At 37.9% G+C, this 22,665-nt stretch carries 22 protein-coding genes; 14 read left to right on the forward strand and 8 right to left on the reverse strand.

The genetic code is table 11. The annotated features are described in order from the left end of the window. The first annotated feature begins 1 nt into the window (after position 1). The 7 genes from ACTTKV_RS04520 (at position 2) to ACTTKV_RS04550 (ending at position 6,705) form a co-directional block, all read left to right on the forward strand. On the forward strand, positions 2-415 hold the full coding sequence (locus ACTTKV_RS04520) for a type II secretion system protein (RefSeq protein ID WP_442549457.1): 414 nt from the start codon (positions 2-4) through the stop codon (positions 413-415). Beyond that, on the forward strand, positions 415-2,268 hold the full coding sequence (locus tag ACTTKV_RS04525) for a primosomal protein N' (RefSeq protein ID WP_442549483.1): 1,854 nt from the start codon (positions 415-417) through the stop codon (positions 2,266-2,268). The genes ACTTKV_RS04520 and ACTTKV_RS04525 overlap by 1 nt, the downstream gene beginning before the upstream one ends. 256 nt (positions 2,269-2,524) lie before the next feature. Continuing rightward, complete coding sequence (ispG, locus tag ACTTKV_RS04530; RefSeq protein ID WP_442549458.1) at positions 2,525-3,583, forward strand: flavodoxin-dependent (E)-4-hydroxy-3-methylbut-2-enyl-diphosphate synthase; 1,059 nt, start codon at positions 2,525-2,527, stop codon at positions 3,581-3,583. Between the two features lie 5 nt (positions 3,584-3,588). After that, positions 3,589-5,001 (forward strand): replicative DNA helicase, encoded by a 1,413-nt coding sequence (locus tag ACTTKV_RS04535; RefSeq protein ID WP_442549459.1) that lies wholly within the window; start codon positions 3,589-3,591, stop codon positions 4,999-5,001. Continuing rightward, positions 5,001-6,101 (forward strand): ComEC/Rec2 family competence protein, encoded by a 1,101-nt coding sequence (locus ACTTKV_RS04540; RefSeq protein ID WP_442549460.1) that lies wholly within the window; start codon positions 5,001-5,003, stop codon positions 6,099-6,101. The genes ACTTKV_RS04535 and ACTTKV_RS04540 overlap by 1 nt, the downstream gene beginning before the upstream one ends. 5 nt (positions 6,102-6,106) lie before the next feature. Further along, positions 6,107-6,271, forward strand: coding sequence for a hypothetical protein (locus tag ACTTKV_RS04545; protein WP_442549461.1), 165 nt, complete (start codon positions 6,107-6,109; stop codon positions 6,269-6,271). A 53-nt stretch (positions 6,272-6,324) separates the two neighbouring features. Next, a complete protein-coding gene (locus tag ACTTKV_RS04550) occupies positions 6,325-6,705 on the forward strand; it encodes a hypothetical protein (RefSeq protein WP_442549462.1) in 381 nt (126 codons plus the stop codon). A gap of 18 nt (positions 6,706-6,723) precedes the next feature. Here the strand turns inward: ACTTKV_RS04550 and ACTTKV_RS04555 are convergent, their stop codons facing one another. From ACTTKV_RS04555 to ACTTKV_RS04590, 8 genes are read right to left on the reverse strand one after another with little or no spacing between them, the layout of a single operon-like run. Then, complete coding sequence (locus tag ACTTKV_RS04555; RefSeq protein ID WP_442549463.1) at positions 6,724-7,587, reverse strand: EamA family transporter; 864 nt, start codon at positions 7,585-7,587, stop codon at positions 6,724-6,726. Then, positions 7,584-8,819, reverse strand: coding sequence for a hypothetical protein (locus ACTTKV_RS04560; RefSeq protein WP_442549464.1), 1,236 nt, complete (start codon positions 8,817-8,819; stop codon positions 7,584-7,586). Before ACTTKV_RS04560 ends, ACTTKV_RS04555 begins: the two co-directional genes overlap by 4 nt. Beyond that, positions 8,816-11,842, reverse strand: coding sequence for an efflux RND transporter permease subunit (locus tag ACTTKV_RS04565; protein ID WP_442549465.1), 3,027 nt, complete (start codon positions 11,840-11,842; stop codon positions 8,816-8,818). Before ACTTKV_RS04565 ends, ACTTKV_RS04560 begins: the two co-directional genes overlap by 4 nt. Continuing rightward, positions 11,839-12,582: an efflux RND transporter periplasmic adaptor subunit gene (locus ACTTKV_RS04570; RefSeq protein ID WP_442549466.1), complete on the reverse strand. Its 744-nt coding sequence runs from the start codon at positions 12,580-12,582 to the stop codon at positions 11,839-11,841. The genes ACTTKV_RS04565 and ACTTKV_RS04570 overlap by 4 nt, the downstream gene beginning before the upstream one ends. After that, positions 12,579-13,844, reverse strand: a complete 1,266-nt coding sequence (locus tag ACTTKV_RS04575; RefSeq protein ID WP_442549467.1) for a TolC family protein — start codon at positions 13,842-13,844, stop codon at positions 12,579-12,581. The genes ACTTKV_RS04570 and ACTTKV_RS04575 overlap by 4 nt, the downstream gene beginning before the upstream one ends. Continuing rightward, complete coding sequence (fliP, locus tag ACTTKV_RS04580; protein ID WP_442549484.1) at positions 13,844-14,566, reverse strand: flagellar type III secretion system pore protein FliP; 723 nt, start codon at positions 14,564-14,566, stop codon at positions 13,844-13,846. The genes ACTTKV_RS04575 and fliP overlap by 1 nt, the downstream gene beginning before the upstream one ends. Before the next feature lie 11 nt (positions 14,567-14,577). Then, positions 14,578-15,357, reverse strand: coding sequence for an OmpA/MotB family protein (locus ACTTKV_RS04585; protein ID WP_103582945.1), 780 nt, complete (start codon positions 15,355-15,357; stop codon positions 14,578-14,580). Beyond that, entirely contained in the window at positions 15,357-16,124 is a 768-nt protein-coding gene (locus ACTTKV_RS04590; RefSeq protein ID WP_054196832.1) for a motility protein A, read from the reverse strand. Before ACTTKV_RS04590 ends, ACTTKV_RS04585 begins: the two co-directional genes overlap by 1 nt. A 136-nt stretch (positions 16,125-16,260) precedes the next feature. On the opposite strand from ACTTKV_RS04590, the gene glmU reads away from it, so the two are divergent. The 7 genes from glmU to truA are packed head-to-tail and all read left to right on the forward strand — an operon-like array spanning position 16,261 to position 22,633. Beyond that, positions 16,261-17,568: a bifunctional UDP-N-acetylglucosamine diphosphorylase/glucosamine-1-phosphate N-acetyltransferase GlmU gene (gene glmU / locus ACTTKV_RS04595; RefSeq protein WP_442549468.1), complete on the forward strand. Its 1,308-nt coding sequence runs from the start codon at positions 16,261-16,263 to the stop codon at positions 17,566-17,568. Then, positions 17,555-18,727: a bifunctional phosphopantothenoylcysteine decarboxylase/phosphopantothenate--cysteine ligase CoaBC gene (gene coaBC / locus ACTTKV_RS04600; protein WP_442549485.1), complete on the forward strand. Its 1,173-nt coding sequence runs from the start codon at positions 17,555-17,557 to the stop codon at positions 18,725-18,727. The genes glmU and coaBC overlap by 14 nt, the downstream gene beginning before the upstream one ends. Continuing rightward, entirely contained in the window at positions 18,724-19,410 is a 687-nt protein-coding gene (locus ACTTKV_RS04605) for a hypothetical protein (protein ID WP_442549469.1), read from the forward strand. The genes coaBC and ACTTKV_RS04605 overlap by 4 nt, the downstream gene beginning before the upstream one ends. 3 nt (positions 19,411-19,413) lie before the next feature. After that, on the forward strand, positions 19,414-20,085 hold the full coding sequence (gene uppS, locus ACTTKV_RS04610; protein ID WP_442549470.1) for a polyprenyl diphosphate synthase: 672 nt from the start codon (positions 19,414-19,416) through the stop codon (positions 20,083-20,085). 7 nt (positions 20,086-20,092) lie between these two features. Beyond that, a complete protein-coding gene (locus ACTTKV_RS04615) occupies positions 20,093-20,881 on the forward strand; it encodes a prepilin peptidase (RefSeq protein WP_442549486.1) in 789 nt (262 codons plus the stop codon). Beyond that, positions 20,874-21,902: an LptF/LptG family permease gene (locus tag ACTTKV_RS04620; RefSeq protein WP_442549471.1), complete on the forward strand. Its 1,029-nt coding sequence runs from the start codon at positions 20,874-20,876 to the stop codon at positions 21,900-21,902. The genes ACTTKV_RS04615 and ACTTKV_RS04620 overlap by 8 nt, the downstream gene beginning before the upstream one ends. Next, positions 21,902-22,633: a tRNA pseudouridine(38-40) synthase TruA gene (truA, locus tag ACTTKV_RS04625; RefSeq protein ID WP_442549472.1), complete on the forward strand. Its 732-nt coding sequence runs from the start codon at positions 21,902-21,904 to the stop codon at positions 22,631-22,633. Before ACTTKV_RS04620 ends, truA begins: the two co-directional genes overlap by 1 nt. Positions 22,634-22,665 lie beyond the last annotated feature (32 nt).

The raw sequence follows: 22,665 nt of genomic DNA on the forward strand, positions 1-22,665 counted from the left end.
GATGAGACGAGCCTATACATTACTTGAACTGATATTTATAGTAGTCATACTTGGCATTTTGAGTGCAGTTGCTATACCTAGGCTATTCGTTTCTAGAAGCGATGCTACTATCTCAAATGCCAAAACTCAACTTGCGGCCATAAGAAGTGGTATTTCACTAAAATACAATGACAATCTTTTGCAAGCAAAGCCAGAATTTCCAAAAAAATTAGACAACGCAAATCCAAACAAGCTCTTTGAAAATGTTATAAATATACCAATAAAAGATAGCGGTGACAAAAATGGCTGGCATAGGGTAGGAGACGACAAATATACATTTATGTTAGATGGCAAAGTGGCAAATTTCAAATACGACAAAACAACTGGCGATTTTAGCTGTAATGACCAAAATGAAATTTGCAAATCACTTCAATAATGTACTACTACACGCTCGCATTTTGCGGTATAAATTTAGCTCCCCTTACTTATGAAAGTGATAAAAAACTAGAAAAATTTCAAGGCGTAAAGGCTTCACTAAGAGGTAAAATTCTTACTGCCTTTGTCTTAAAAGAGACCAGCAAGCCAGAGTTTAAAACAAGTAAAATTTTAGAAATTTTACCAATCAATCTAACCCAAATCCAAGGCGAACTGGCAACCTTTATCTCATACTACTATACCTGCGAATTAGGTGTTAGTCTAAATTTATTTGAGCCAAACAGTATCGATTTTTCAGAAGAATTTTACGAGAAACAAGACTTTGATATAGCACCAAAGCTAAATAAGCGGCAGCAAGAGGCTTTGGAATTTATAAATAAACGTAAAATTTCACTCATCTTTGGTGACACTGGAAGTGGAAAAAGCGAAATTTACATAGCAAAGATTAGAGAAATTTTAAATGCAAACGGCCAAGCACTATTTTTGATGCCTGAAATTTCGCTTACACCACAGATGCAAAAGCGTCTTGAGGGCTTTTTTGGCGAGGCAGTAGCAGTCTGGCACTCAAAGATCATGCCAAAGAAAAAAGAGAAAATTTTACAAGATATAAAAAGTGGCAAGGCAAGGCTGATCGCAGGTGCAAGATCTGCTTTATTTCTACCACTTGAGAGGCTAAAACTCATCATCATCGACGAAGAACATGACGATAGCTACAAAAATACAGGTTCAAAACCACACTACAACGCAAGAGATCTTGCCCTTTTTCTAACTGGCAAATTTGACCTGCAAGTAGTACTTGGAAGCGCCACACCAAGCCTCACTAGCTTTTATAAACAAGAACATTTTCGCCTAAAAGGGACATTTTTTGACTCACAAAAGAGCTATATATTTGACGAGAGTGAAACTGGAATTAGTGAAATTTTAAAAGATGAAATTTCAAAAACACTCGCGAATAAAAAACAAGCTGTCATCTGTCTGCCAACAAGGGCAAATTTTAAGTATCTAGTCTGCAAAAACTGTGGCGAAACAGTAAAGTGCCCATTTTGCAGCATCGGAATGAGCTACTACAAAAAACAAAATGTGCTAAAGTGTCAATACTGTGAGCACAAAATGGCAGTGCCAAAGACCTGTCACCAGTGCGGTAGCGAGATGATAGAGGCCAAAAAGATCGGCACCAGCGAGCTACTTGAGCGACTGCAAGCTGAGTTTGCAAACGCCAGGATCGCTAAATTTGACCGAGATGAGATCACTACGCAAAACAAGCTCGTAAAGGCCTTAAAAGAATTTAACGACGGTAAAATAGACATCTTGCTTGGCACGCAGATGCTAAGTAAAGGTCACGACTACCACAACGTCGAGCTTGCAGTGATTATGGGCTTTGATAAGCTTTTAAACTTTCCTGATTACAGAGCCAGAGAAAGAACTCTTGCCCTTGCTATGCAAGTAGCTGGCAGAGCCGGTAGAAACGGAGTTGGTAGGGTCATCATACAAAGTAAGCAAAAAGAGTTTTTTGAGAGTTTTATTAGCGACTACGACGCATTTTTAAAAGAAGAGATTGGCTACCGAGAGGGGCTATATCCGCCATTTACTAGACTTCTTCGCGTGGTCGTTTCACATAAAGATGAGAGCATGGCAAAGGGCATGACAAATGATTTTGTAAGAAATTTGGAAGCCTTAAAAGGCGATGAGCTTGAGATCGTTGGATATGGAAAATGCCAGATCGAGTATATTGGCAGTAAATTTAGATATGAAATTTTACTTCGCTCAAACTCACACACATTGCTTTTAAAGGCCGCGAATCTTTGCAGAAGCGAACTTAGCGACATTGATATCGATCCAGTAAATTTTAGTTAGAGATTAGTTAATTTTTATTTTAGTTTTGTCAAAATTTTATGTTTAAAGCTCAAGCTACGTTTAAGCACTACTTTGACTTTAGTATATGCTGCAATATAACTATTTGCATGTCACTTCTTTGTTTATATCAAGTTTTTAATAAATTTTAACTCACCATATAAGATCATTAACTAAAAATTTTTACAACCATTTTAAACAAATTTATTTAAAAGCCAAGATTTTATATAATCTCCAATAAAATTTTAAAGGCAAAATTTTGCAACGATACCCAACAAAACAGATAAAAATTCGCGATGTTTTAATAGGCGGTGACGCACCGATATCCGTACAGTCTATGACATTTTCAAAGACAAAAGACGTAAAAGGCACACTAGAGCAAATACAAAGGCTATATTTCGCAGGCTGTGATATCGTGCGCTGCGCAGTATTTGATAAAGAAGATGCAAATGCACTTAAACAGATCGTTGAAGGCTCGCCCATTCCAGTAGTTGCTGACATTCATTTTAACCACACCTACGCACTTATGGTTAGCGAATTTGTCGATGCTATCCGCATAAACCCGGGCAATATAGGTTCGGCAAAAAATATAAAAGCCGTCGTTGATGCCTGCAAACAAAGAAATTTGCCTATCCGTATCGGCGTAAATTCTGGCTCACTCGAAAAGCAGTTTGAAGACCGCTACGGCCGCACTGTGGAAGCGATGGTGGAAAGTGCGATGTATAACATCAAGCTTCTTGAAGATTTTGACTTTACAGACATTAAAATTTCTCTTAAATCGAGCGACGTTGAGCGCACTATGCAAGCTTATCGTGCCCTTCGTCCAAAGACAAACTATCCATTTCACCTAGGTGTAACAGAGGCTGGCACTACATTTCACGCTACTATCAAGTCTGCGATCGCGCTTGGTGGGCTTTTGCTTGAGGGTATCGGCGATACGATGAGGGTTAGCATCACAGGTGAGCTTGAAGAGGAGATCAAAGTCGCAAAGGCGATCTTAAAAGATAGCGGCCGCCAAAAAGAGGGGCTAAACATTATCTCATGCCCAACTTGCGGACGTTTACAAGCTGATCTCATGGCCGCAGTTAAGCTAGTAGAAGAAAAAACAAAGGGTATAAAAGAGCCACTAAATGTCTCTGTTATGGGCTGCGTAGTAAACGCGATCGGTGAGGCAAAAGGTGCGGATGTTGCCATAGCGTTTGGCAAAGGAAATGGCATGATAATGCGCCATGGAGAAGTAGTAGCTAGACTGCCTGAGAGTGAGCTTGTAGATAGATTTTTGCAAGAGATTGACGACGAGATAAAAAGCAGAGGATAAGAGCCGTGGCGAAAGAGAAAATTAACGAGATAGAATTTAGCAACCTTTACGATCTTGATATGGAGCGAGCCATACTAAGCTCCATTTTGCAAAACAACGATACTTTAGGAGAAATTTTTGACATTATCAAGGCGAAAGATTTTTACCTAAAAGGGCATTCACTTATATATGATGCAATGGTAGCGTGTCTAAATAGCGACGATCCGGTGGCGGTGCCGTTTTTAAAAAACAAACTTGGCGAAAAATACGATGAAGCACTAATGGTGGATATAGTAGGGACAAACTCTTTAATAGATGTCCAAAGATATGCAAGTGAACTAAGAGAAAAATCAATCAAGAGAAGCCTAGTAAAGATCGCTCACGAGATACCATCAAAAGTAAATGAAGACAAGCCGAGTCGTGATATGGTCGATGACCTTAGTCAAGAATTTTACTCTCTCATAGAAGGTGGTGGCACCGGCACTATCAAAGAGGGTAAAGATATCATAATAAAAATGATGGAGCATCTAAACGCTCAAGCAATGCTTGGCGAAAAAGATATTGTTGGGCTTGATACTGGCTTTAAAAAACTAAACGAGATGATAAAAGGCTTTAAAAATGGCGACCTCATCATCGTTGCAGCTCGTCCTGGTATGGGAAAGACGACTCTTTGTTTAAATTTTATGAGCCAAGTCTTAAAAAGCAATGCTGGAGTCGTATTTTTCTCTCTTGAGATGCCAGCCGAGCAGATAATGATGAGAATGCTGGCAAGCAAAACATCTATCCCACTTCAAGACATCATGACAGCAAAAATAGACGACGAGGCATTGGCTAGATTTAGTGATGCTTGCGAAGAGTTTGCAAACAGCAAGCTCTTTGTGCATGATAGCGGATATGTAAATATCCATCAGGTAAGAACACAAATGCGAAAGCTAAAAGCCATGCATCCTGAAATTTCACTTTGTGTGATAGACTACATCGGCCTTATGATGAGTACAAATAACTACGCTGATCGCCACATTCAAATAGCTGAAATTTCTCGTGGACTTAAACTACTAGCTCGTGAGCTAGATATGCCGATCATCGCCCTTTCTCAGCTAAACAGAAGCCTTGAATCTCGCGCAAACAAACGCCCTATGCTAAGCGATCTAAGAGAATCAGGAGCGATCGAGCAAGATGCTGACATCATTCTTTTTGTATATAGAGATGAGTTTTATCTAGAGCAAGAAGAAAAAGAGAAAGAAAAACGTGCGAATGCCGAGGGCAAAGAGTACAAAAGCAATCACGTCTTTAACAAACTTCAAGAAAAAGCCGAGATCATCGTCGGCAAAAACAGAAATGGCGAAACTGGTTCAGTTGATGTGCTCTTTCAAAAACAGCACTCAAGATTTGAAGATATGTCTGTCATGCCTGTATCTGACGTATCATTTGAAGGATAATGAGTCTTAATAATCCAAAAAATAGACAAATTTTTAGTATATTTTGTCTATTTTGTCTTTGTATTTTTTCGATAAATTTAGCTCTAAGTTATCATAAATATCAAATTTTTATGGATAAAGGCGAGCAAGAGCTGGTAGCAACTGTAATTTCTAGCTATGAAAAGCTTAGCAGTGATGGCAAGAAAAGACAGATATTAAGGTTAAAAACAGACGAATTTACATTTTATACGATTGGGGCTAAAACAGATGATTTCAAGTCCGGAGATAATATATTTTTAAGTGTTATAAATTTAGATGTCAGCTTTAAGGATTATATTGCGTCTGCCTTTTACATGCCAAGCTTTTCACGCGAAAAACTGCCACGAAAAATTACACCAGATATCAATCAAAAACTACAATCACTTATCTACGACCAGCACGGAAATAGCAAAATTGCACAGCTCTACTCGGCCCTATTTTTAGGTACAAATATAGACGGAGAGCTAAGAGACGACGTTTCAAACTGGGGCATAGCACACCTAATCGCTATCAGTGGCTATCATCTTGGCGTAATAAGCGCCGTTTGTTTCTTTATTTTAAAGCTCATTTTAAAGCCAATTTACGCGAGATATCTGCCATTTCGCTCATACATTTTTGACATCAGCATCGCTGTGTTTTTAGTGCTTTGCTTTTATTTTTACATGATCGGATTTATTCCGAGCTTTTTACGAGCATTTTTGATGAGCGTGGCTGGCTTTTACATGATCTGCAAAAAGATAAAAATTCTAAATTTCTACACACTCTTTGGCGTTATTTTATTTAGCATTGCCATGTTTCCACAGCTTTTATTTAGTGTTGGCTTTTATTTTTCATGTCTTGGTGTCTTTTATATTTTTGTCTATCTTTTGTATTTTGCGCCTAAATTTGGTCTACTAGCAAACTCACTGCTTTTAAATTTATATGTATTTTTTGCTATGGAAGTTGCAGTGCTTTACTTTTTTCCACTCATTAGCCTCCTACAGCTTAGCGTGCTAGCTCTAAACTACCTATTTGGCCTGTTTTATCCGCTAAGCTTTGTGCTTCACCTCTTTGGATATGGTGGCATTTTGATGAGATCTTAAGCAAAATGCTAGCCGTTAGATTAAGCCCTGGCAACCTTCATATAAGCACATTTGTATTTTTACTTTACAATGCCGCCACTCTTTTATGCATAAAATTTAAAGCCTCAGCTTTATTGCCGCCACTCTTTGGCGTGGTAGCATTTTTACTTTATCTACTAAATTTTTCGTAGTCAAAGCTTTTACTCAAATTTGCCGATATGCTTTTAAATTTAAAGGCATGGCGATGGATCTAAAAATAAATTCGAATTTGATAAATTTAAACAAAAGTAGCTCTAAAAGTGGCGTAAATTTAAAGGCTAACGAGTCAAATTTAAAGAATGAAAATTCACAAAGCAACGATAAAAGCGCTATTTTGCATGACACTTCAAATTTAGCTAGCGAGACAAACCAGGGCGAAAGCAGCATTGATGTCCTAAAAAAGCAGCTAGAAAAACTGCAAAAGCGGCTAAAAGAGATCGAGAATGCAATAAAGCATGCAAGTGCGAGCCAAAATCCTTATGCAAAAGAGATAGTGGCGTCGCTCCAGAGTCAAAAAGGATCTGTATTTGCCCAGATAATGCAACTAAACGCACAACTTGTACAAGTGCAATCTAGCCAAGGTTAAATTTAACACTCCAAATTTCTAAGCAACCTTCATGCCGTAAAATTTCATAATTTTATTGTGAATGACTAGCGAGACATACATAATCACGGCCCCTACAATGAGTCTGGTTAAATTTGTATCCTTTTGCCAAAAGACTAAATTTACTATGATGGCGGCTGGTATTAGAGCGTTATTCATAATGGCAAGCACGCCACTATCGACCTCGCAAGCACCTTTGTTCCACATAAAATATCCAAGTCCACTAGCGACCACGCCAAGCCAAAGAAGGACTAAAATTTGCGTTAGATCAAGCGTAAATTTAGCCGGATTACCAAGAGTTAAAAGTGCGACAATGGCTACAAAAAATGCGCCAAAGTGAAAGTAGCCAAAGACATTTTTTTGATCCACTTCAAATTTTTCCAAAAGTGCTTTATAAGCACTCTGCCCTGCTCCAAAGCAGATATTTGCGCCTTGCACTAGCAAAAAGCCCTTTAGCACGCCATCATTTATCGCGCCATACTTTATGACAAGTGCCCCAAAAACCGCCACGCCCACGCTAAAAAGATAAAGCGGTCTAAATTTAAAACTAAACGCATCATATATGAGAGTGACGTAAAATGGCGTAAAAATGGTAAAAAGTGCAACTTCTGGCACACTTAGATACAAAAATGAATTGTAATAAAATAGATACATGAGCCCTATTTGCACTGCTCCGATCGCCATTATGCCAAAGGCTAACTTTGGACTAATGCCACGAAATTTTGTAAATGGCAAAAAGACCAAACTTGCAAGCGCAACGCGTGCAAAAACAGCTAGGTAACTATCTACCTTGCCAGCTAGAAACTCACCTATCAAACTAAAGCTAAACGCCCACAAAACGGTTACAAAAATCAATTTATTCATTCTATTACTACCTCATTTATCTTTCTTGTACATTCAAAAAAATACTCAAGCTTATTTAACTCAAGCAAATCGCCATCAAGTATGAAATTTGCCCTATCACTAAAATTTTTCTCACTCACAAACAAAAATTCTTCATATTTTATCTCGCCGTCAAGATAGCTGCTAAGAAGATCGTTAAAGCCACTATCAAGCTTATCTTGTTTTAGGCTCTCTAAATTTAGTCTTGCACTTAGGCTCTCTATCGTAGCTTTTATATCTTTTAGACGAGCGATTATTCTATTTTCCTCATCGCTTAGGTCAAGGGCAGCTTTTTGCTCCTCGATACGTTTAGCCTGACTTTGTTTGCTAAGGCTCAGACTATCTGGAAGTTTCCACTCAAACTCCACTCTTGGCTTATTTGCATCAGCGTAGGCCTCAGCCATCTGCGCGGCTGTCTTTTCGCCTTTTTTAAAGCTGTTATTATTCACACTTTGCGTATCTTTTAAGTAAATTTTTGGTGCAAATTTACTCTTTTGCTTCTCATTTTCTTGCTCTTTTATATATTTTTCCTGCTCCATTGCACCAAGTTTAGCACTAAACTCATCCTTGCTAAAATCAGGCATCATTATTTTTGAGCCAGGGTTAAAACCAATCTCGCCATTTGAGAGCAAATTTATCCTTGAGTTTAGTTCCGCTAGCTTAAGTCCAAGCTCGTCAAGCTCGGCTCTTTTTTTATCTAGTGTAAAATTTATCGCGTCAAACTCGGCCTTGTCTATCCAGCCATACTCAAACCAAAACTCATTTTCGCTAGCAGCTTTGGCAAAAGCATCGGTAAATTTTGTCTCTAAATTTATAAGTGAGTTTAGGGCAATGGCGTTAAAATAGACCTTAGCAACCTGAAAGGCTGTTAGATTCATCAGTTCTTCGTCTTTATAAATTTTTGCAACACCTTTGTGATCTAAAATTTTATCCGCAGCCTCACTAGCTCCTCCGTCAAAGATGAGATACTCAACCTTAGCTGTGATCGAGCCTGCCTTTGTCATATAGCCGCCCTTTAGCTCATCTGGGATAAAAGTATATCTGCCATCAAGTGATAAATTTAGCTTTTTACTTTTATTTGCGTTTATATAATCATTTTTATTAAATTCTTTTAGGCTCTCAAGCTTTGCACTCTGAGCAAGTGCGATGATCTCTAGCAAATTTCCAGCCCAAAGTGGCAAAGCAAAGATCAAAATAGCCAAAAATTTTCTCAAATTTTTTCCCTTTCGTAAATTTTTCTTATCTTTTTATCGAGATTATAAACCCATGCAAAAAGCACAGGCACTACAAGCAAACTAAGGATAGTCGAGCTAATAAGCCCAAAAATAATGCTAATGGCCATAGGCGAGTTCGCCTCAAAACCAGCACCCCTACTAAGAGCAAGTGGCAGCATGGCAAATATCATGGCAAATGTTGTCATCAAAACCGCCCTTAATCGCTTTTTGGCAGCCATTTTTACAGCTTCGTTTGCCTCCATGCCACTATTTGCAAAGTGATTTGCAAAGTCAACGACCAAAATGGCGTTTTTACCGACCATACCAAAGAGCAATATAACGCCAACCATGACAAAAAGACTAAATGGATTGCCGCTTATAAAAAGTCCTATCACAACGCCACAAAAAGCAAGTGGCATGGCAAGCATGATAAGAAATGGCAACAAAAAGCTCTCATAAAGTGCCGCAAGCACCATATAAATAAGAACCGCACTAGCACTTACCGTAAAGATAAACGAAGCATTTGTATCGTCCATAAGCTCTACGAAGCCAAGAAATTTATACTTAAAATTTGCAGGCAAAATTTCATCAAGCTTTTTTGAAATTTCATTTGCGACACTATCCAGTGGAACATTATTTTTAGTATTTGCTAGAAATTTGATCTCATCGGCTCTATTAAATCTCGAAATACTTGCTGGCTTTTGCTCATAGTTTAGCGTCGCTACATCGCCGAGTGTGACAAAAAAGCCCTCTTTGTTTCTGATCTTTGTTCTTAAAATATCACTTTCACTGCTTCTAAATTTATCATCAATCCTCATAAAAAGGTCATACTCTTTGCCGTTTTTGTTTTCAAAGACAGATACTGCGTTTTCGCTAAAAGCACTAAAAACTGCACTTGCAACGCTAGCTTTATCTAATTTTAGCCTCTTTGCCTTGTCTTCATCGATAGAAATTTGCACACGTTTTAGTAGATCTTCTTCAGGTGAATTTACATCGGTTGCGTCGTTTATCTCTTTTAGCATTTTGCTTATTTTTGGTACAAATTTTTCTAATTCTTTGCCATCTTCAGATGTGATGGTAAGCTTTATAGGTTGACTATCGCCACCTTCAACTATCGGCAGATCAGCTACTATTATGCTCATATCATCACTTTTTAGCTTGTCGCGAAACCTTTGCATGATGATATTTTGCCGCTCACTACCAACTCTATCTTTTAGCTCTTTAAGTCTTACATAGGCTTTTACAAGATATGGCTGTTTTGCATCCGTGTAGCCAAGGATGAAGTATGTGTATGCCACTTGCTCATCAGAATTTATAAGTGAGATCTTGTCTTCTAGCTTTTTCTTGCTAGCCTCTAGGCTAAGCGAGGGATCTAGTTTAAAGTAGATATTAAACTCCGAATTATCCTCGCTTGGCATGAAATCTCCACCTATAAATTTTGTTAGAGCAAATGAGCCAAAAATAACCATAAGCGTTAGGGCTAAAAATACGAGCTTAAATTTCAAAGCCAAAGTCAAAAGTTTTTCGTATGCGTTTTCAAGTGCTTCAAAAAATGACTCACTATTTATATAAAATCTACTTTGTCTAGCATCTACAAACCTAGCACTAAGCGCTGGAATGAGAAAAATACTCACAAAAAATGAAATAACGATACCAGCTGCCACGCTCATAGCAAATGAGTTAAAATACCTACCAACGATACCTTGCATAAAAGCTATTGGCACAAAAACGCAAAGCAATACAAGCGAGATAGCAAAGACGCTAAAAGCTATCTCACTCACACCTGCAAAACTTGCTTTTAGTGCATTTTCCTCATTTTTTAGCTTACTTGCTATATTTTCAGTAACGACGATTGCATCATCGATAAATATACCAATGCCAAGCGTTAACGCGATAAGACTTAGACGGTTGATGTCATATCCTAGAGCATTTATGATAAAAAAAGTCGCTACAATGCTAGTTGGTATCGCGATGACTGAGATGATAGTAATGGATAAATTTCTCAAAAAGGCAAAGACTATGAATATAGTAAGCACAACACCAAGCACCATGTCAAAGGCGGTTTGATTAATGTGTTTTTGTATCACTTCGCTCTTATCATAAGCGATTACGACTTCATAATCCTTACCAAGTAAGCTTTTAAACTCATCTATCTTTGCCTTTGCAAGAGAGATTACTTTTAGTGCATTTGCATTCGGCGCTAGCTCAAGACCGAGCAAAACGCCTCTTTTTTCATTCATAATGCTAGCTTCATTTGCATCCTCGTAAGCTAGCTCAATGCTTGCGATATCTTTTAAAAACACACCTTGTTTGATGGTTAAATTTCTAATATCCTCTAAGCTTTTGGCACTAAAATCTGACTTTATGGCCATTTGAATTTGATCATTTTCTATCTTGCCAAGCGGTGCTTTTAAATTTTCTATTTTTATTAAATTAGCCACTTCGTTTGCACTAAGAGAATTTTTATCAAGCTTAAATCTATCAAGTAAAATTTTAACTCCAGGCTCCAAAAAGCCATTTGCCTTAACCTTTGAAACTCCGCCTATTCGCTCCAAAAATGGCTTCGCCACGTCATCAATATCTTGCATAAGCTTAGTTTGATTATCATCAAGCCTTGTGACAAAGAGGCTAAAGACTGGGGCTGAGAGTCCGCTTAGCTTTTCTATCTCATAGTTTGCATTTATCTTTGCCTTTTGTACCTTATCTCGGACATCGTTTGTGGCACTCTCTAAGTCCCTGTTTAGCTCAAATTCGATAGTAACTACACTTAAGTTATCAAAACTGGTCGAGTAAATTTTCTTGATACCTTCAATGCTTGAAATTTCATCTTCAATCTTTTGCGTTATTTTTGTCTTGATGTAGTTCATATCGCCATTTGCATAGGTAGTGATCTTTACTATTGGAATATTTACTTGTGGATATAAATTTACATTCATGACTACAAGAGAGTAGATGCCAAAGACTACTAGGCTCAAAAATATCATAAGTGTAGTGATTGGGCGATTTATGGCTGTTTTGATCATTTGCTGTTGCCGATTAACACTTTGCCTTGGCCAAACATACCAGGCTTTAAGCTCACAGTATAAGCTTCTGCGTAAAATTTCCTAGTTTCTCTCTTTATCTCTGGATAAATGAGTGAAATTTTTACCTCTTTTTCTTCGCTTGCTAAGTCAAGTTTAAATTTAAATGTATCGCCGATTTTTACTAAATTTATATATTTTTCATCTATTGCTATTAAAATTTTAGCCTCATTTGAATTTAAGACAAAGGCTGGACTTAGTGGCGAAACGTTCTCGCCAAGCTCTATATTTTTGCCAGCTATCACACCATCAAACGGAGCTTTTAAAATAGTTTTTTTAAGATGATCCTCTGCGTTTAAAATGGCTATCTCAGCTGCTTGCACTCTTAAAGCCGTCTCGTCAAATTTATACTTTACCTCATCAAATTCTTGCTTTGAAGTGACATCTTTTACTTTATTGAATTTATTCAAAGTATTTTTTGCAAATTCCTTAGCGTTTTTAGCTAGCGCAAGATCGTTTTTTGCCTTTTTAAGAGCGATTTCTAGGCTACTTTGATCAAGTATTGCAAGCACATCACCTTTTTTAACATTGCTTGAGACATTTACTAATATCTGTTCGACCTTGCCGCTACTCTCAAAAGCAAGTTTTGAGCTTTGTCTAGCATAGACTTCAAAGTCAGCAAAAATTTCTTCACTAGCAAATGAAAAAATGGAAAAAATCATCAAAAATATAAGCTTTTTCAATCTCTAATCCTTTGTAAAATTGGCTCTCCATTTTCAAAAAAGAACTCCGCTTTTTTTATCTCAAGCTCATCTTTGGCACTCTCAAGAAGACTAATTGCATCAAATTTTTGAGAGAGTGCCTCAAGTAGATCGCTATAGCCTAAAAGTCCAGAGCTATACTTCTCAGAGCTCGCCTTTAGTGCCAGCTCGCTTGCCTTTACATATTCATTTAGCGAGTCGATCTTTGAGCTAAGCGTTGCGATCTCGTTTTGCAAATTTTTAAGTTTTGTCTCATTTTCGCGCTTTTTATACTCTAAGTTTAATCTTGCTTCATCAATTGCGATCTTTTGGGCTTGACTCAGTTTACTGGTAGTAAAAAAATCAAAAATTTTCCATTTAAAGCTAATGCCAAATTTATTTCCATGCGTATCTTCTTTTATATATTTATTTACGTAAGAGCGATACGGACTAAAGGCACCAAGCTCTAGGTCGTAGTTGTTTTTATAAAATCCATAACTATCATAAAGCACGATCTGAGGTAAAAAGCCAGACCTTGCTTCATCAAGCTTAGCCTCACTTATAAAAATATCCTGGTTTAGTCTATCAAGCTCGGCATTTTTTGAAGATAAATTTTGGCTAACTTCAGCCATTTTCGCCCCACCAATAGGCAAAATCTGCTCACCTGTTAATAAATTTATCTCGTTTAAAATTTGCTCCATTTTGTTTTTGTATTCAAGCTCCACGCTATTTGCCAGATGATACTTTGCTCTCACGTTTTCAAGCTCATCTTTTGCGGCAAGACCGGCTTTGTTTGCCTTTTCAAGCTTGTCTAAAACGCCTTTTAAAAAATTTGCCTGAGCATTTTTAGCGGCTATTATATTTTCAAGCGCTAAAGCATTAAAATATAAATTTACAGCCTTAAAAGCAAGATAATTTTTTGCTTCATCATTGGCTATCATGGCTTTATTTTTTAAAAGCTCGCTAATTTTTAGCCTAGCTTCTCTGGCACCGCCATCATAAAGCAAAAAATCTATCCTAGCCAGCACGCCAGCTGACTCTTTAGCGACAATGCTTGGAAATGTGCTTGCGTTTTTGCCGTATGAGCCTTCTAGGCTAAGGCTTGGCAAATAGGCGCTAGCAGTAGCCTCATCACTTAAATTTGCTCTTCTTACGTTAAGCTCTTTTATTTTTGAAATTTCATTTTGCGTAGCTTTGTTTGCGATCACGCTCAAGTTTGAGCCAAACAGAAGAAATGGCAAAAAAAGAAATAGAAAATTTTTCATCAGTGAAAGCTTTTTACTAAATTTCCTATTAGCAAATTCCAGCCATCTACTAGCACGAAGATTAGTAGCTTAAATGGCAGCGAGATCATAACAGGTGGCAACATCATCATACCCATCGCCATCAAAACTGAGCTTACGACCATATCGATAACCAAAAACGGCAGATAGAGCAAAAACGCTATCTCAAAAGATGTCTTTAGCTCGCTTATCATAAAGGCTGACATCGCTATACTTAGCGGAATTTCTTCAATATTTGCTGGATTTTGCAAATTTCTTATCCTAAAAAATAATGCCAGATCTTTCTCTCTTGTGTTTTTAACCATAAATTCCTTAAATGGCTTTAAGCTCTTATCAAGCATCTCTTCATAGCCTATCTGCTCTGCGATATAAGGCTTTATGCCCTCGTCGTAGCTTTGTTTACCAACTGGCTCCATTATAAAAAATGTAAGCACCATGGCAAGTGAGATAAGCACCGTTGAAGGTGGAACTTGTTGCGTTCCCATAGCTTGACGCAAAAATGAAAAGACAATAACAAGCCTTAAAAAACTTGTCATCATAAAGATAAGCGACGGAGCAAGTGCAAGTGCTGTTAGGATAAGTAAAACGTTTAGAGAATTTACTAGTTGCTCAGCATTTGTAGGAGAATTTAGACTTAAATTTATAGTTGGCAAGGCCGGATCAGCCCCAAAAACCACACAAAATAAAACCGCTAAGCTAAGCAGTGCTTTCAAGACTAATTCCTCATATCAAGGATACTTTTCTTAGTAGCCTCTTTGTTTTTTGGCTCAAGAGAGACGAAGTGAATTTCTACTCTATTGTTTTTTGCCCTACCCTCTTCTGTGTTATTGGTAGCAATAGGATCAAACGAAGCCTTTCCTGAAGCTATCAGCCTATTTTGTGGCACTCCATCGCTACTAAGCTGTTCTACTACACTTAAAGCTCTTGCAGTTGAAAGTTGCCAGTTATTTTTATAAGCTGAGTCTTTATTTGGCTCTATGTTATCAGTATGTCCGATGATGTCAACCTTTACTTCATTTGGCATTTTTGCCACAATCATACCTATACGTTTTAAAAACAACTTTGCATCTTCACCAGAAATTTCAGCACTATCCTTATCAAAAAGCATGGCTGCCGGAAGCCTTACGATAAAGCCATCTTCGCTCTCTTCCATAGTAATCTCAGGTGCACCACTGGCAGTTAGTAGCTCGTTTATTTTTTTAACTGTCGCACTTAGCTCACTTTGTGAGCCTTTTTGCCTGCTTGATTTTTTTGCACGAGTACTTTCTGGGTCTGTCTCTTTTTCTATCTGATTTTCAGGTCTAGCACCACCCTCAAGTACACTTAGAGCACCGGCTAGCGAGCCAACAGCAGCCTCCATCTTTTTAGCATCCATTGTTGCCATCGAAAGAAGCAAAACAAAAAAGCAAAGCAAAAGCGACATGAGGTCACCAAAAGTAGCAAGCCACTCAGGCATACACTTTGGGCACTCTTTAGGATCTATTAATTTACCCATTATTCAAACTGACTTTTTCTATCTTTTGGTGGTAAAAACGCCAAGAGCTTAGCTTCAAGTGTTCTTGGATTATCCCCTGCTTGTATCGCCATGATACCCTCTAAAATGACTTGTTTTTCAAGTGCCTCGTCAGAGTCACGTATTGAGAGGATATTTGCCACAGGTGCACCGATGATGTTACCTATCATCGCACCATAAAGTGTCGTAAGCAAAGCAACCGCCATTGATGGGCCGATCGCACTAGGATCTGACATGTTAAGAAGCATCGCAACAAGACCTATTAGAGTACCGATCATACCCATCGCACCAGCAAAACCACCAATTTGTTCAAAAATTTTAATGTTATTTGTATGTCTAGCACTAGTTTGGTCTATGTCAATCTCTAAAAGCGCTCTTATAGCATCTGGCTCATTACCATCGACAGCCATTGAAAGACCTTTTTTTAAAAACTGATTTGTTTCGTTATTTACTTCGCTCTCAAGTGCTAGTATTCCATCGCGTCTAGCTTTTGTAGAGTAATCAACTATCTTTTTTATAGTCTCAGGCAAATTTACAACAACAGGTGGCTTAACGGCAACACCATAAAATTTACCAATACCTTTAAGCGTCTCCATCTTGAAGCCAACCATCATAACGCCGATAGTACCACCAAAAACGATCATTATCGAAGGTACGTCGATATATGGTCCTATACCAACGCCAATTGCCATTGATCCAAACAAAAGCACTAGGGTCAAAACCCAGCCGACGACGGTTCCTAAATCCATTTAAACTCGCTTTATTTATAAATTCTTAAGATTGCCTATTCTATTAGCTTTTTGTTGAAAAAATCGTTAAATTAAAAAAATTGTTTGCCATTTTTTGATACAATCTGCGAAATTTTTAACGTTAAAAGGCTTAAAAATGAACAATACTTCAATCATAATCTTAGCTGCTGGTCTTGGCACCAGAATGAAATCAACCCGCCCAAAAGTCCTATTTGAACTTTGTGGTGAGCCGATGATAATTCACATCTTAAAACAAGCCTATGGCATCACAAATGACGTTAGTGTCGTGCTTCACTACGAAAAAGAGTTAATTAGTCAAAAAATAAAAGAAATTTTCCCTCAAACTAAAATTTTTGAGCAAGATTTAGAAAATTTCCCAGGCACTGCTGGAGCGATAAAAGGCGTTAGCCTAAGTGGCGAAAAGGTGCTTGTTACTTGCGGAGATATGCCACTTGTTAGATCAACTGACCTCATGCGCCTAGCAAATGCCGAAGCAGATGTGGTTATGAGCTCATTTGAAGCAGCAAATCCTTTTGGTTACGGCAGAGTTATCATAAAAAACGGCAAAGTTGAAGCCATCGTCGAGCAAAAAGATGCGAGCGAAGCGCAACTTGCTATAAAAAGCGTAAATGCTGGCTGCTACTGCTTTAAGCGCGAGGCGTTAGAGCAAATTTTACCACTCATAAGCAATCAAAACGCACAAAAAGAGTACTACCTAACTGACGCCATCAAAATAGCAAATGAAAAGGGTTTAAAGTGCGTTGCAGTAAATGTTAATGAGCAAAATTTCATGGGCATAAATGATAAATTTCAGCTTAGCATTGCAGAAAAAATAATGCAAGATGAGATCAAGCAAAATTTGATGAAGGCTGGCGTTTTGATGCGCATGCCTGAGAGCATTTTCATAGACAGCAGGGCTAAATTTGAAGGCGAATGCGTGCTCGAAGAAAACGTAAGCATCCTTGGCGAATGCGTCATCACAGAGAGTATCATCAAAAGCTCGTCAGTGATAGAAAGTAGCGTCATCAAAAACTCAGATATCGGCCCACTAGCTCACATAAGGCCAAATTCTGAAATTTCAGACACTCATATTGGAAATTTTGTCGAGGTCAAAAAAGGAGTCTTAAATGGCGTCAAGGTAGGACATCTAAGCTACCTTGGCGACTGCGAGATAGAAAGTGGCACAAACATAGGTTGTGGTACAATCACATGCAACTACGACGGCAAGGCAAAATACAAAACCAAAATCGGCAAAAACGTCTTTGTTGGCTCAGATACACAGCTAGTTGCCCCTGTAAATATCGCTGATAACGTTATCATCGCAGCAGGAAGCACCATCACAAAAGACGTTGAAAGCGGTGCATTAGCGATCAGCAGAGCTCGTCAAGAAAATAAAAGTGGCTTTTTTGAGAAATTCTTTGGCAAAGACGATGTTAAAAAATAAAAAAATTTTACTAGCCGTTTGCGGTAGTATCGCCTTTTATAAAGCTTACGAGATTTTATCACTGCTCAAAAAGCAAGGCGCTGATGTTTACGTGGCTTTAAGTGACGGAGTGCTTGAATTTTGCAGCGTAAGTGGTTTTGAAGCGCTAAGCGAGCATAAAATTTTAAGCTCACAAACGCAAAACTGGCAAGATGGCGTAAATCACATATCCTACTCTAAAATGGATCTAGTGCTAATAGCACCTGCCTCGGTAAATACGATAAACAAACTAACAGCTGGCATCTGTGACAATGTCTTCATGCAAACGCTAATCGCCGCCTCACACGTGCCTTTAGTCGTAGCACCAGCTGCAAATAACAATATGATCGAGCATTACGCAACACAAAATTCGCTTGAAATTTTAAAGAAAAACGGCGCTTTAGTGGTTGAGCCAGTTCTTAAAACTCTAGCTTGTGGCGATGTTGGCAAGGGCGCTTTAGCAAGCCCTGAAGTGATAGTAAAAGCTGCCATAAAAAGACTTAGCAAGCCCATTTTTGCAGGCAAAAAAGTAGTTATCACAGGCGGCGCAACAACTGAAAAGATAGATGATGTGAGAGCCGTTACAAATTTCTCAAGCGGCAAGATGGCAAAAGCCTTGGCCAGAGCCTTTTACTACGCAGGTGCAAAGGTAAAACTACTTGCTAGCTTTGAAACTAGTAGCGAGCCATTTGAAAGCCTTAAATTTAGCTCAAGTAGCGATCTTTTAGAGCTTTGCAAGAGAGAGTGCGAGGATGCAAATTTACTTGTAATGTGCGCTGCGGTGAGTGATTTTATACCAACAAAGATTGATGGCAAGATAAAAAAAGAGGATGTTGGCGAGGTTTTAAATTTAAGACTAAACAAAAACATTGACATTTTGCAAAATTTAAGCAAATTTAGCTGTAAAAAGATCGGCTTTAAGCTCGAGCTATCAAGTCAAAGTGCTCTTAAAAATGCTAGATCAATGCTAGAGAAAAAAGCACTTGACGCAGTTTGCTTAAATGTGATGGGCGAGAAAAACGGCTTTGCAAGCGAGCAAAACGAGGTAAATTTCATCACAAGGGCTGGCGAGACCCTGCTACCGCTTGCATCAAAAGATGAGATCGCAGGTCGTATCGTGGAGCTAGCAGCAAATTTATGATAGAGCAAATCTCACGCGTCCAAAAAATAGCAAATAACAGCCAAGCTCCACTAGTAGCGATAAATTCGTCCTTGCCACTTAGCATTTTAGTGAGCCAAAAGGTGGGCTTTAACAGATACATCTTAAATTTTGCAAATAGAAATTTAAACACAAAAAGCGTAAAAGAGCTAAACGTAGGCTCAAGATATTGGGGCGAGGTGCATAGTCAGGGCGAAAACATCGTCATAAAAAATTTATACGAAAAGCCAAAAATTTTAGATGAGGACATTTTGGCCGATGGGCTAAATTTGATAGAAAATTTGGTAAAAAATGAGAATTTAGTGTGGCTTTACAGCTATTTGTTTAAAAATTTAAGTGAAGTTAAAACAAAAGACGGGATGAGAGTGCTAGCAAAAATGCTCTTTGCTCTACAAGAAAATGTCGTGCATATACCCTTTGTGTATAGCGGTATAAACGGTATTTTTCAGCTAAAAAAAGAGGCAAATGGGATGAGTGTTTTTCTCGTATTTTCAAATTTTGCTCCGCTTATTTTTAAATTTAAAGATGAAATTTTGTGCGAGATTGTAACCCCATTTAACAACGTCGCAAGCTTGCTAAAAAGCGAATTTGACACACCAGTTTTGATGCAAAACGTAAGCGCTCTTTGGAGTAAAAAAGAGCAGATAATTGACTTTAAAGGCTAGATATTGAATAAACTTAATCACCTCGCTATCATCATGGACGGCAACGGACGCTGGGCAAAAAAGCGTGGATTTTTGCGGACAAATGGGCACGAGGCTGGGGCAAATGTGGTGAGCGATATGTGCAAATTTTGCATCAATAATGAGGTAAAAATTTTAAGCCTTTACGCATTTAGCACCGAAAACTGGAAAAGGCCGCAAAAAGAGGTAGATTTTTTGATGAATTTGCTTAAAAAATTTCTTCTTTTAAAGCGTGATGATTTTATAAAAAATGGGATCAAATTTAACACGATCGGCGACATCTCACCATTTAGTGATGAACTAAAAAATGAGATCGAGATCACCAAAAATGCAACACGAGAAAATACAAATTTACTTTTAAATTTAGCGATAAACTACGGCTCAAAAGACGAGATCGTAAGGGCTGTAAAAAAGCTAAATTTAAAAGGTAGTGAGATAACCGAAGCGAGCCTAAATGCGGCACTTGATGAGAGCGAGCCAGTCGATCTTCTCATCAGAACTGGTGGCGAAAGCAGGCTTTCAAATTTCATGCTCTGGCAGGCAAGTTATGCCGAGCTATTTTTCACACCGACTCTTTGGCCTGACTTTGGCAAAGAGGAGCTTACTGACATCGTGGCGAAATTTAAAGATATAGAGCGAAGATTTGGCGGAGTTTAGTGAGATAATGGATATTTTGGTTTTGTTTTTTGCTATTTTTGCTTTTGTCTTGGGTATTTGCGTAGGTTCATTTTCAAATGTGCTAATCTACCGCCTGCCACAAAACGAGAGTATAAATTTTCCAGCTTCTCACTGTCCAAAATGCTCTCACAAGCTAAATTTCTATCACAATATCCCAATTTTTTCATGGCTATTTTTAGGTGGAAAATGCGCTTTTTGCAAGCAAAAGATAAGCCTTATCTATCCGCTAGTTGAGCTAGTCTCTGGATTATTTTTTCTGATCTGCTTTTTTAAAGAGTGCGGCGAAATTTTAAGCGTAGAAACTCTGCTTTATGCACTATTTTTAGGACTTTGTTTTATTATGTTGCTAGCCCTTAGCATCATAGACATAAGATATAAAGCCGTGCCAGATCCGCTTCTTTTTGCAGCGCTTTTTTTTGCATTTGCCTACACTGTGCTGCTTTTTATCTTTAAAGGAATTTTTGCTCAAATTTTAAATTTGCTTATTTTTGGATTTATATTTTGGGCACTAAGATTTGCTGTGAGCTATGCGATGAAGCGCGAAGCCATGGGTAGTGCAGATATCTTTATCGCAGCGATCATTGGAGCCATTTTACCAGCCAAGCTAGCCTTGGTGGCTATCTATCTGGCTGCACTTCTTACACTTCCAGTCTATGCGCTCGTTCGTAAAAAGGGCTACGAGCTAGCTTTTGTGCCGTTTTTAAGCCTTGGACTGCTTGTCACATATGCTTTTAAAGAGCAAATTTTAGAAATTTTAAGGTTCATTTATGAGTAGAGTAAATAAATATCTTTTGTTTAACTTTCTAGGTACTTTTGCATCACTGTTTAGTACGCTTTTTTTGATCATGTCAATCGTATTTTTTATCCAAATCACACGCGTGACATCTTATATTGAGATCAGTTTTGGTGAGCTTTTTAAACTCTACTCTTTTATGATTCCAAGAGTGTTACTATTTGTCGTGCCTATCGCATTTTTTGTTTCACTGGCGATGACGCTTTTTAGGCTATCAAAAGAGAATGAAAGTATCGTTATCTTTACACTTGGTGGTTCGCCAAATAAAATAGCTAGATTTTTCTTAGTTTTTTCTGCTCTTTTAAGTGCGGCTCTGCTTATTGTTGCCATCGTAATGATACCAATAGCAGCTCAACTAAACTCAAATTTTATTGATTACAAAAAAACTGTTGCCAAACTAAATCTAAAGCCAACCCAGTTTGGTCAAAAATTTTCCGACTGGATGGTTTATGTGGGTAGCGAAACACAAGATAGTAATGGAACCACTTATAAAGACATCGTTATGTTTAATCCAGGCATTAAAGACTCCGAGCGTTTAATCGTAGCTGAAAAAGCAAAGATCACAAATGTAAATCAAAGTATTGAGCTTTCTTTGATTGAAGGTAAAATGTACGATATAAAAGATGAAATTTATCATCAAAGCAACTTTAAATCCATGAAAATAAGAACTGCCCAAAGCGAAGAAATAAGCGATGTAGGAAGCATCAAAGAGTACTGGATGGAGATGTCAAGTAGTAACAAACGAAAAAAGGACTTTAGCACATATGTACTTGTAGCGCTTTTTCCACTTGCTAGCACACTTTTTGCCATAAGTCTTGGTATCGTTACTTATAGATACGAAAAAGGGATGGTTTATGTTGGCACATTTGGCGTTTTGTTTGGGTATTTTACGCTCATAATGCTATTTTCATCAAAGCCGACTATTGCGATTCCGCTCATATTTTTCGTCTTTTTATTGGCTGGAATTTTACTTTATAAAGCCAAGATCATGCGAAGATACTGATGAAAATCCAATTAATTTACAGCTACGATGGCTCCAAATTTCAAGGTTCGCAAACTCAGTCCCATGAAAATGGTGTAGAAGATGAGTTCTCACGTGCCTTAGCTCATGTTGGAATATTCGAAAAAATAGTCTCAAGCTCACGCACGGATAAAAATGTACACGCAAACAACCAAAGCTCAACTGTCATTTGCGGCGATCATTTTAAAAATTTAAATCGCCTAAAAGATCTTATAAATCGCCACGCACATCCGCACATTCATATAAAACATATAAATTTGGTTGATGAAAATTTTCAAGCAAGATTTGATGCAGTAGCCAGGTCATATAGATATGTGATAGATCATGGCAAATTTGATGTTTTTGGCTCAAATTATAAAGTCTTTTTACCTAAATTTGACATCAAAAAAGCAAATGAAATTTTGTCAAATTTTATTGGCGAGCATGATTTTAGCTCCTATATGAAAATGGGCAGTGATACAAAAAGTCCAGTGCGAGAAATTTACAAGGCATTTTGCTACACGCACAAAGAGCAAACTATAATCGTTTTTAAGGCTAATGGCTTTTTGCGTGCCCAAGTAAGACTTATGGTCGCAAATTTGCTAAAAGCCATAAAGCTAAAAAATGGTAGCGAGCTCATCAATGCTTCACTTAACGGCCACCCTGCCCTAACTCGCATCCCAGCACCAGCCGAGGGCCTTTATCTAAATAGAGTTTTTTATAAATTCAACTAGCTTTTTTTAAAATACCACATTCTAAAATATGC

The organism is Campylobacter sp. (assembly GCF_052169515.1).
Classification (GTDB): Bacteria; Campylobacterota; Campylobacteria; order Campylobacterales; family Campylobacteraceae; genus Campylobacter_A.

Bases quoted from the DNA above. Each gene is read 5' to 3' on its own strand.
- ACTTKV_RS04590 (WP_054196832.1), bottom strand. From the start codon at position 16,124: ATGGATTTAGGAACCGTCGTCGGCTGGGTTTTGACCCTAGTGCTTTTG.
- ACTTKV_RS04565 (WP_442549465.1), bottom strand. From the start codon at position 11,842: ATGATCAAAACAGCCATAAATCGCCCAATCACTACACTTATGATATTT.
- ACTTKV_RS04615 (WP_442549486.1), top strand. From the start codon at position 20,093: ATGGATATTTTGGTTTTGTTTTTTGCTATTTTTGCTTTTGTCTTGGGT.
- ACTTKV_RS04575 (WP_442549467.1), bottom strand. From the start codon at position 13,844: ATGAAAAATTTTCTATTTCTTTTTTTGCCATTTCTTCTGTTTGGCTCA.
- ACTTKV_RS04585 (WP_103582945.1), bottom strand. From the start codon at position 15,357: ATGGGTAAATTAATAGATCCTAAAGAGTGCCCAAAGTGTATGCCTGAG.
- ACTTKV_RS04550 (WP_442549462.1), top strand. From the start codon at position 6,325: ATGGATCTAAAAATAAATTCGAATTTGATAAATTTAAACAAAAGTAGC.
- coaBC (WP_442549485.1), top strand. From the start codon at position 17,555: ATGTTAAAAAATAAAAAAATTTTACTAGCCGTTTGCGGTAGTATCGCC.
- ACTTKV_RS04545 (WP_442549461.1), top strand. From the start codon at position 6,107: ATGCTAGCCGTTAGATTAAGCCCTGGCAACCTTCATATAAGCACATTT.
- ACTTKV_RS04620 (WP_442549471.1), top strand. From the start codon at position 20,874: ATGAGTAGAGTAAATAAATATCTTTTGTTTAACTTTCTAGGTACTTTT.
- ACTTKV_RS04605 (WP_442549469.1), top strand. From the start codon at position 18,724: ATGATAGAGCAAATCTCACGCGTCCAAAAAATAGCAAATAACAGCCAA.
- ACTTKV_RS04525 (WP_442549483.1), top strand. From the start codon at position 415: ATGTACTACTACACGCTCGCATTTTGCGGTATAAATTTAGCTCCCCTT.
- ACTTKV_RS04540 (WP_442549460.1), top strand. From the start codon at position 5,001: ATGAGTCTTAATAATCCAAAAAATAGACAAATTTTTAGTATATTTTGT.
- ACTTKV_RS04555 (WP_442549463.1), bottom strand. From the start codon at position 7,587: ATGAATAAATTGATTTTTGTAACCGTTTTGTGGGCGTTTAGCTTTAGT.
- truA (WP_442549472.1), top strand. From the start codon at position 21,902: ATGAAAATCCAATTAATTTACAGCTACGATGGCTCCAAATTTCAAGGT.
- glmU (WP_442549468.1), top strand. From the start codon at position 16,261: ATGAACAATACTTCAATCATAATCTTAGCTGCTGGTCTTGGCACCAGA.
- ACTTKV_RS04520 (WP_442549457.1), top strand. From the start codon at position 2: ATGAGACGAGCCTATACATTACTTGAACTGATATTTATAGTAGTCATA.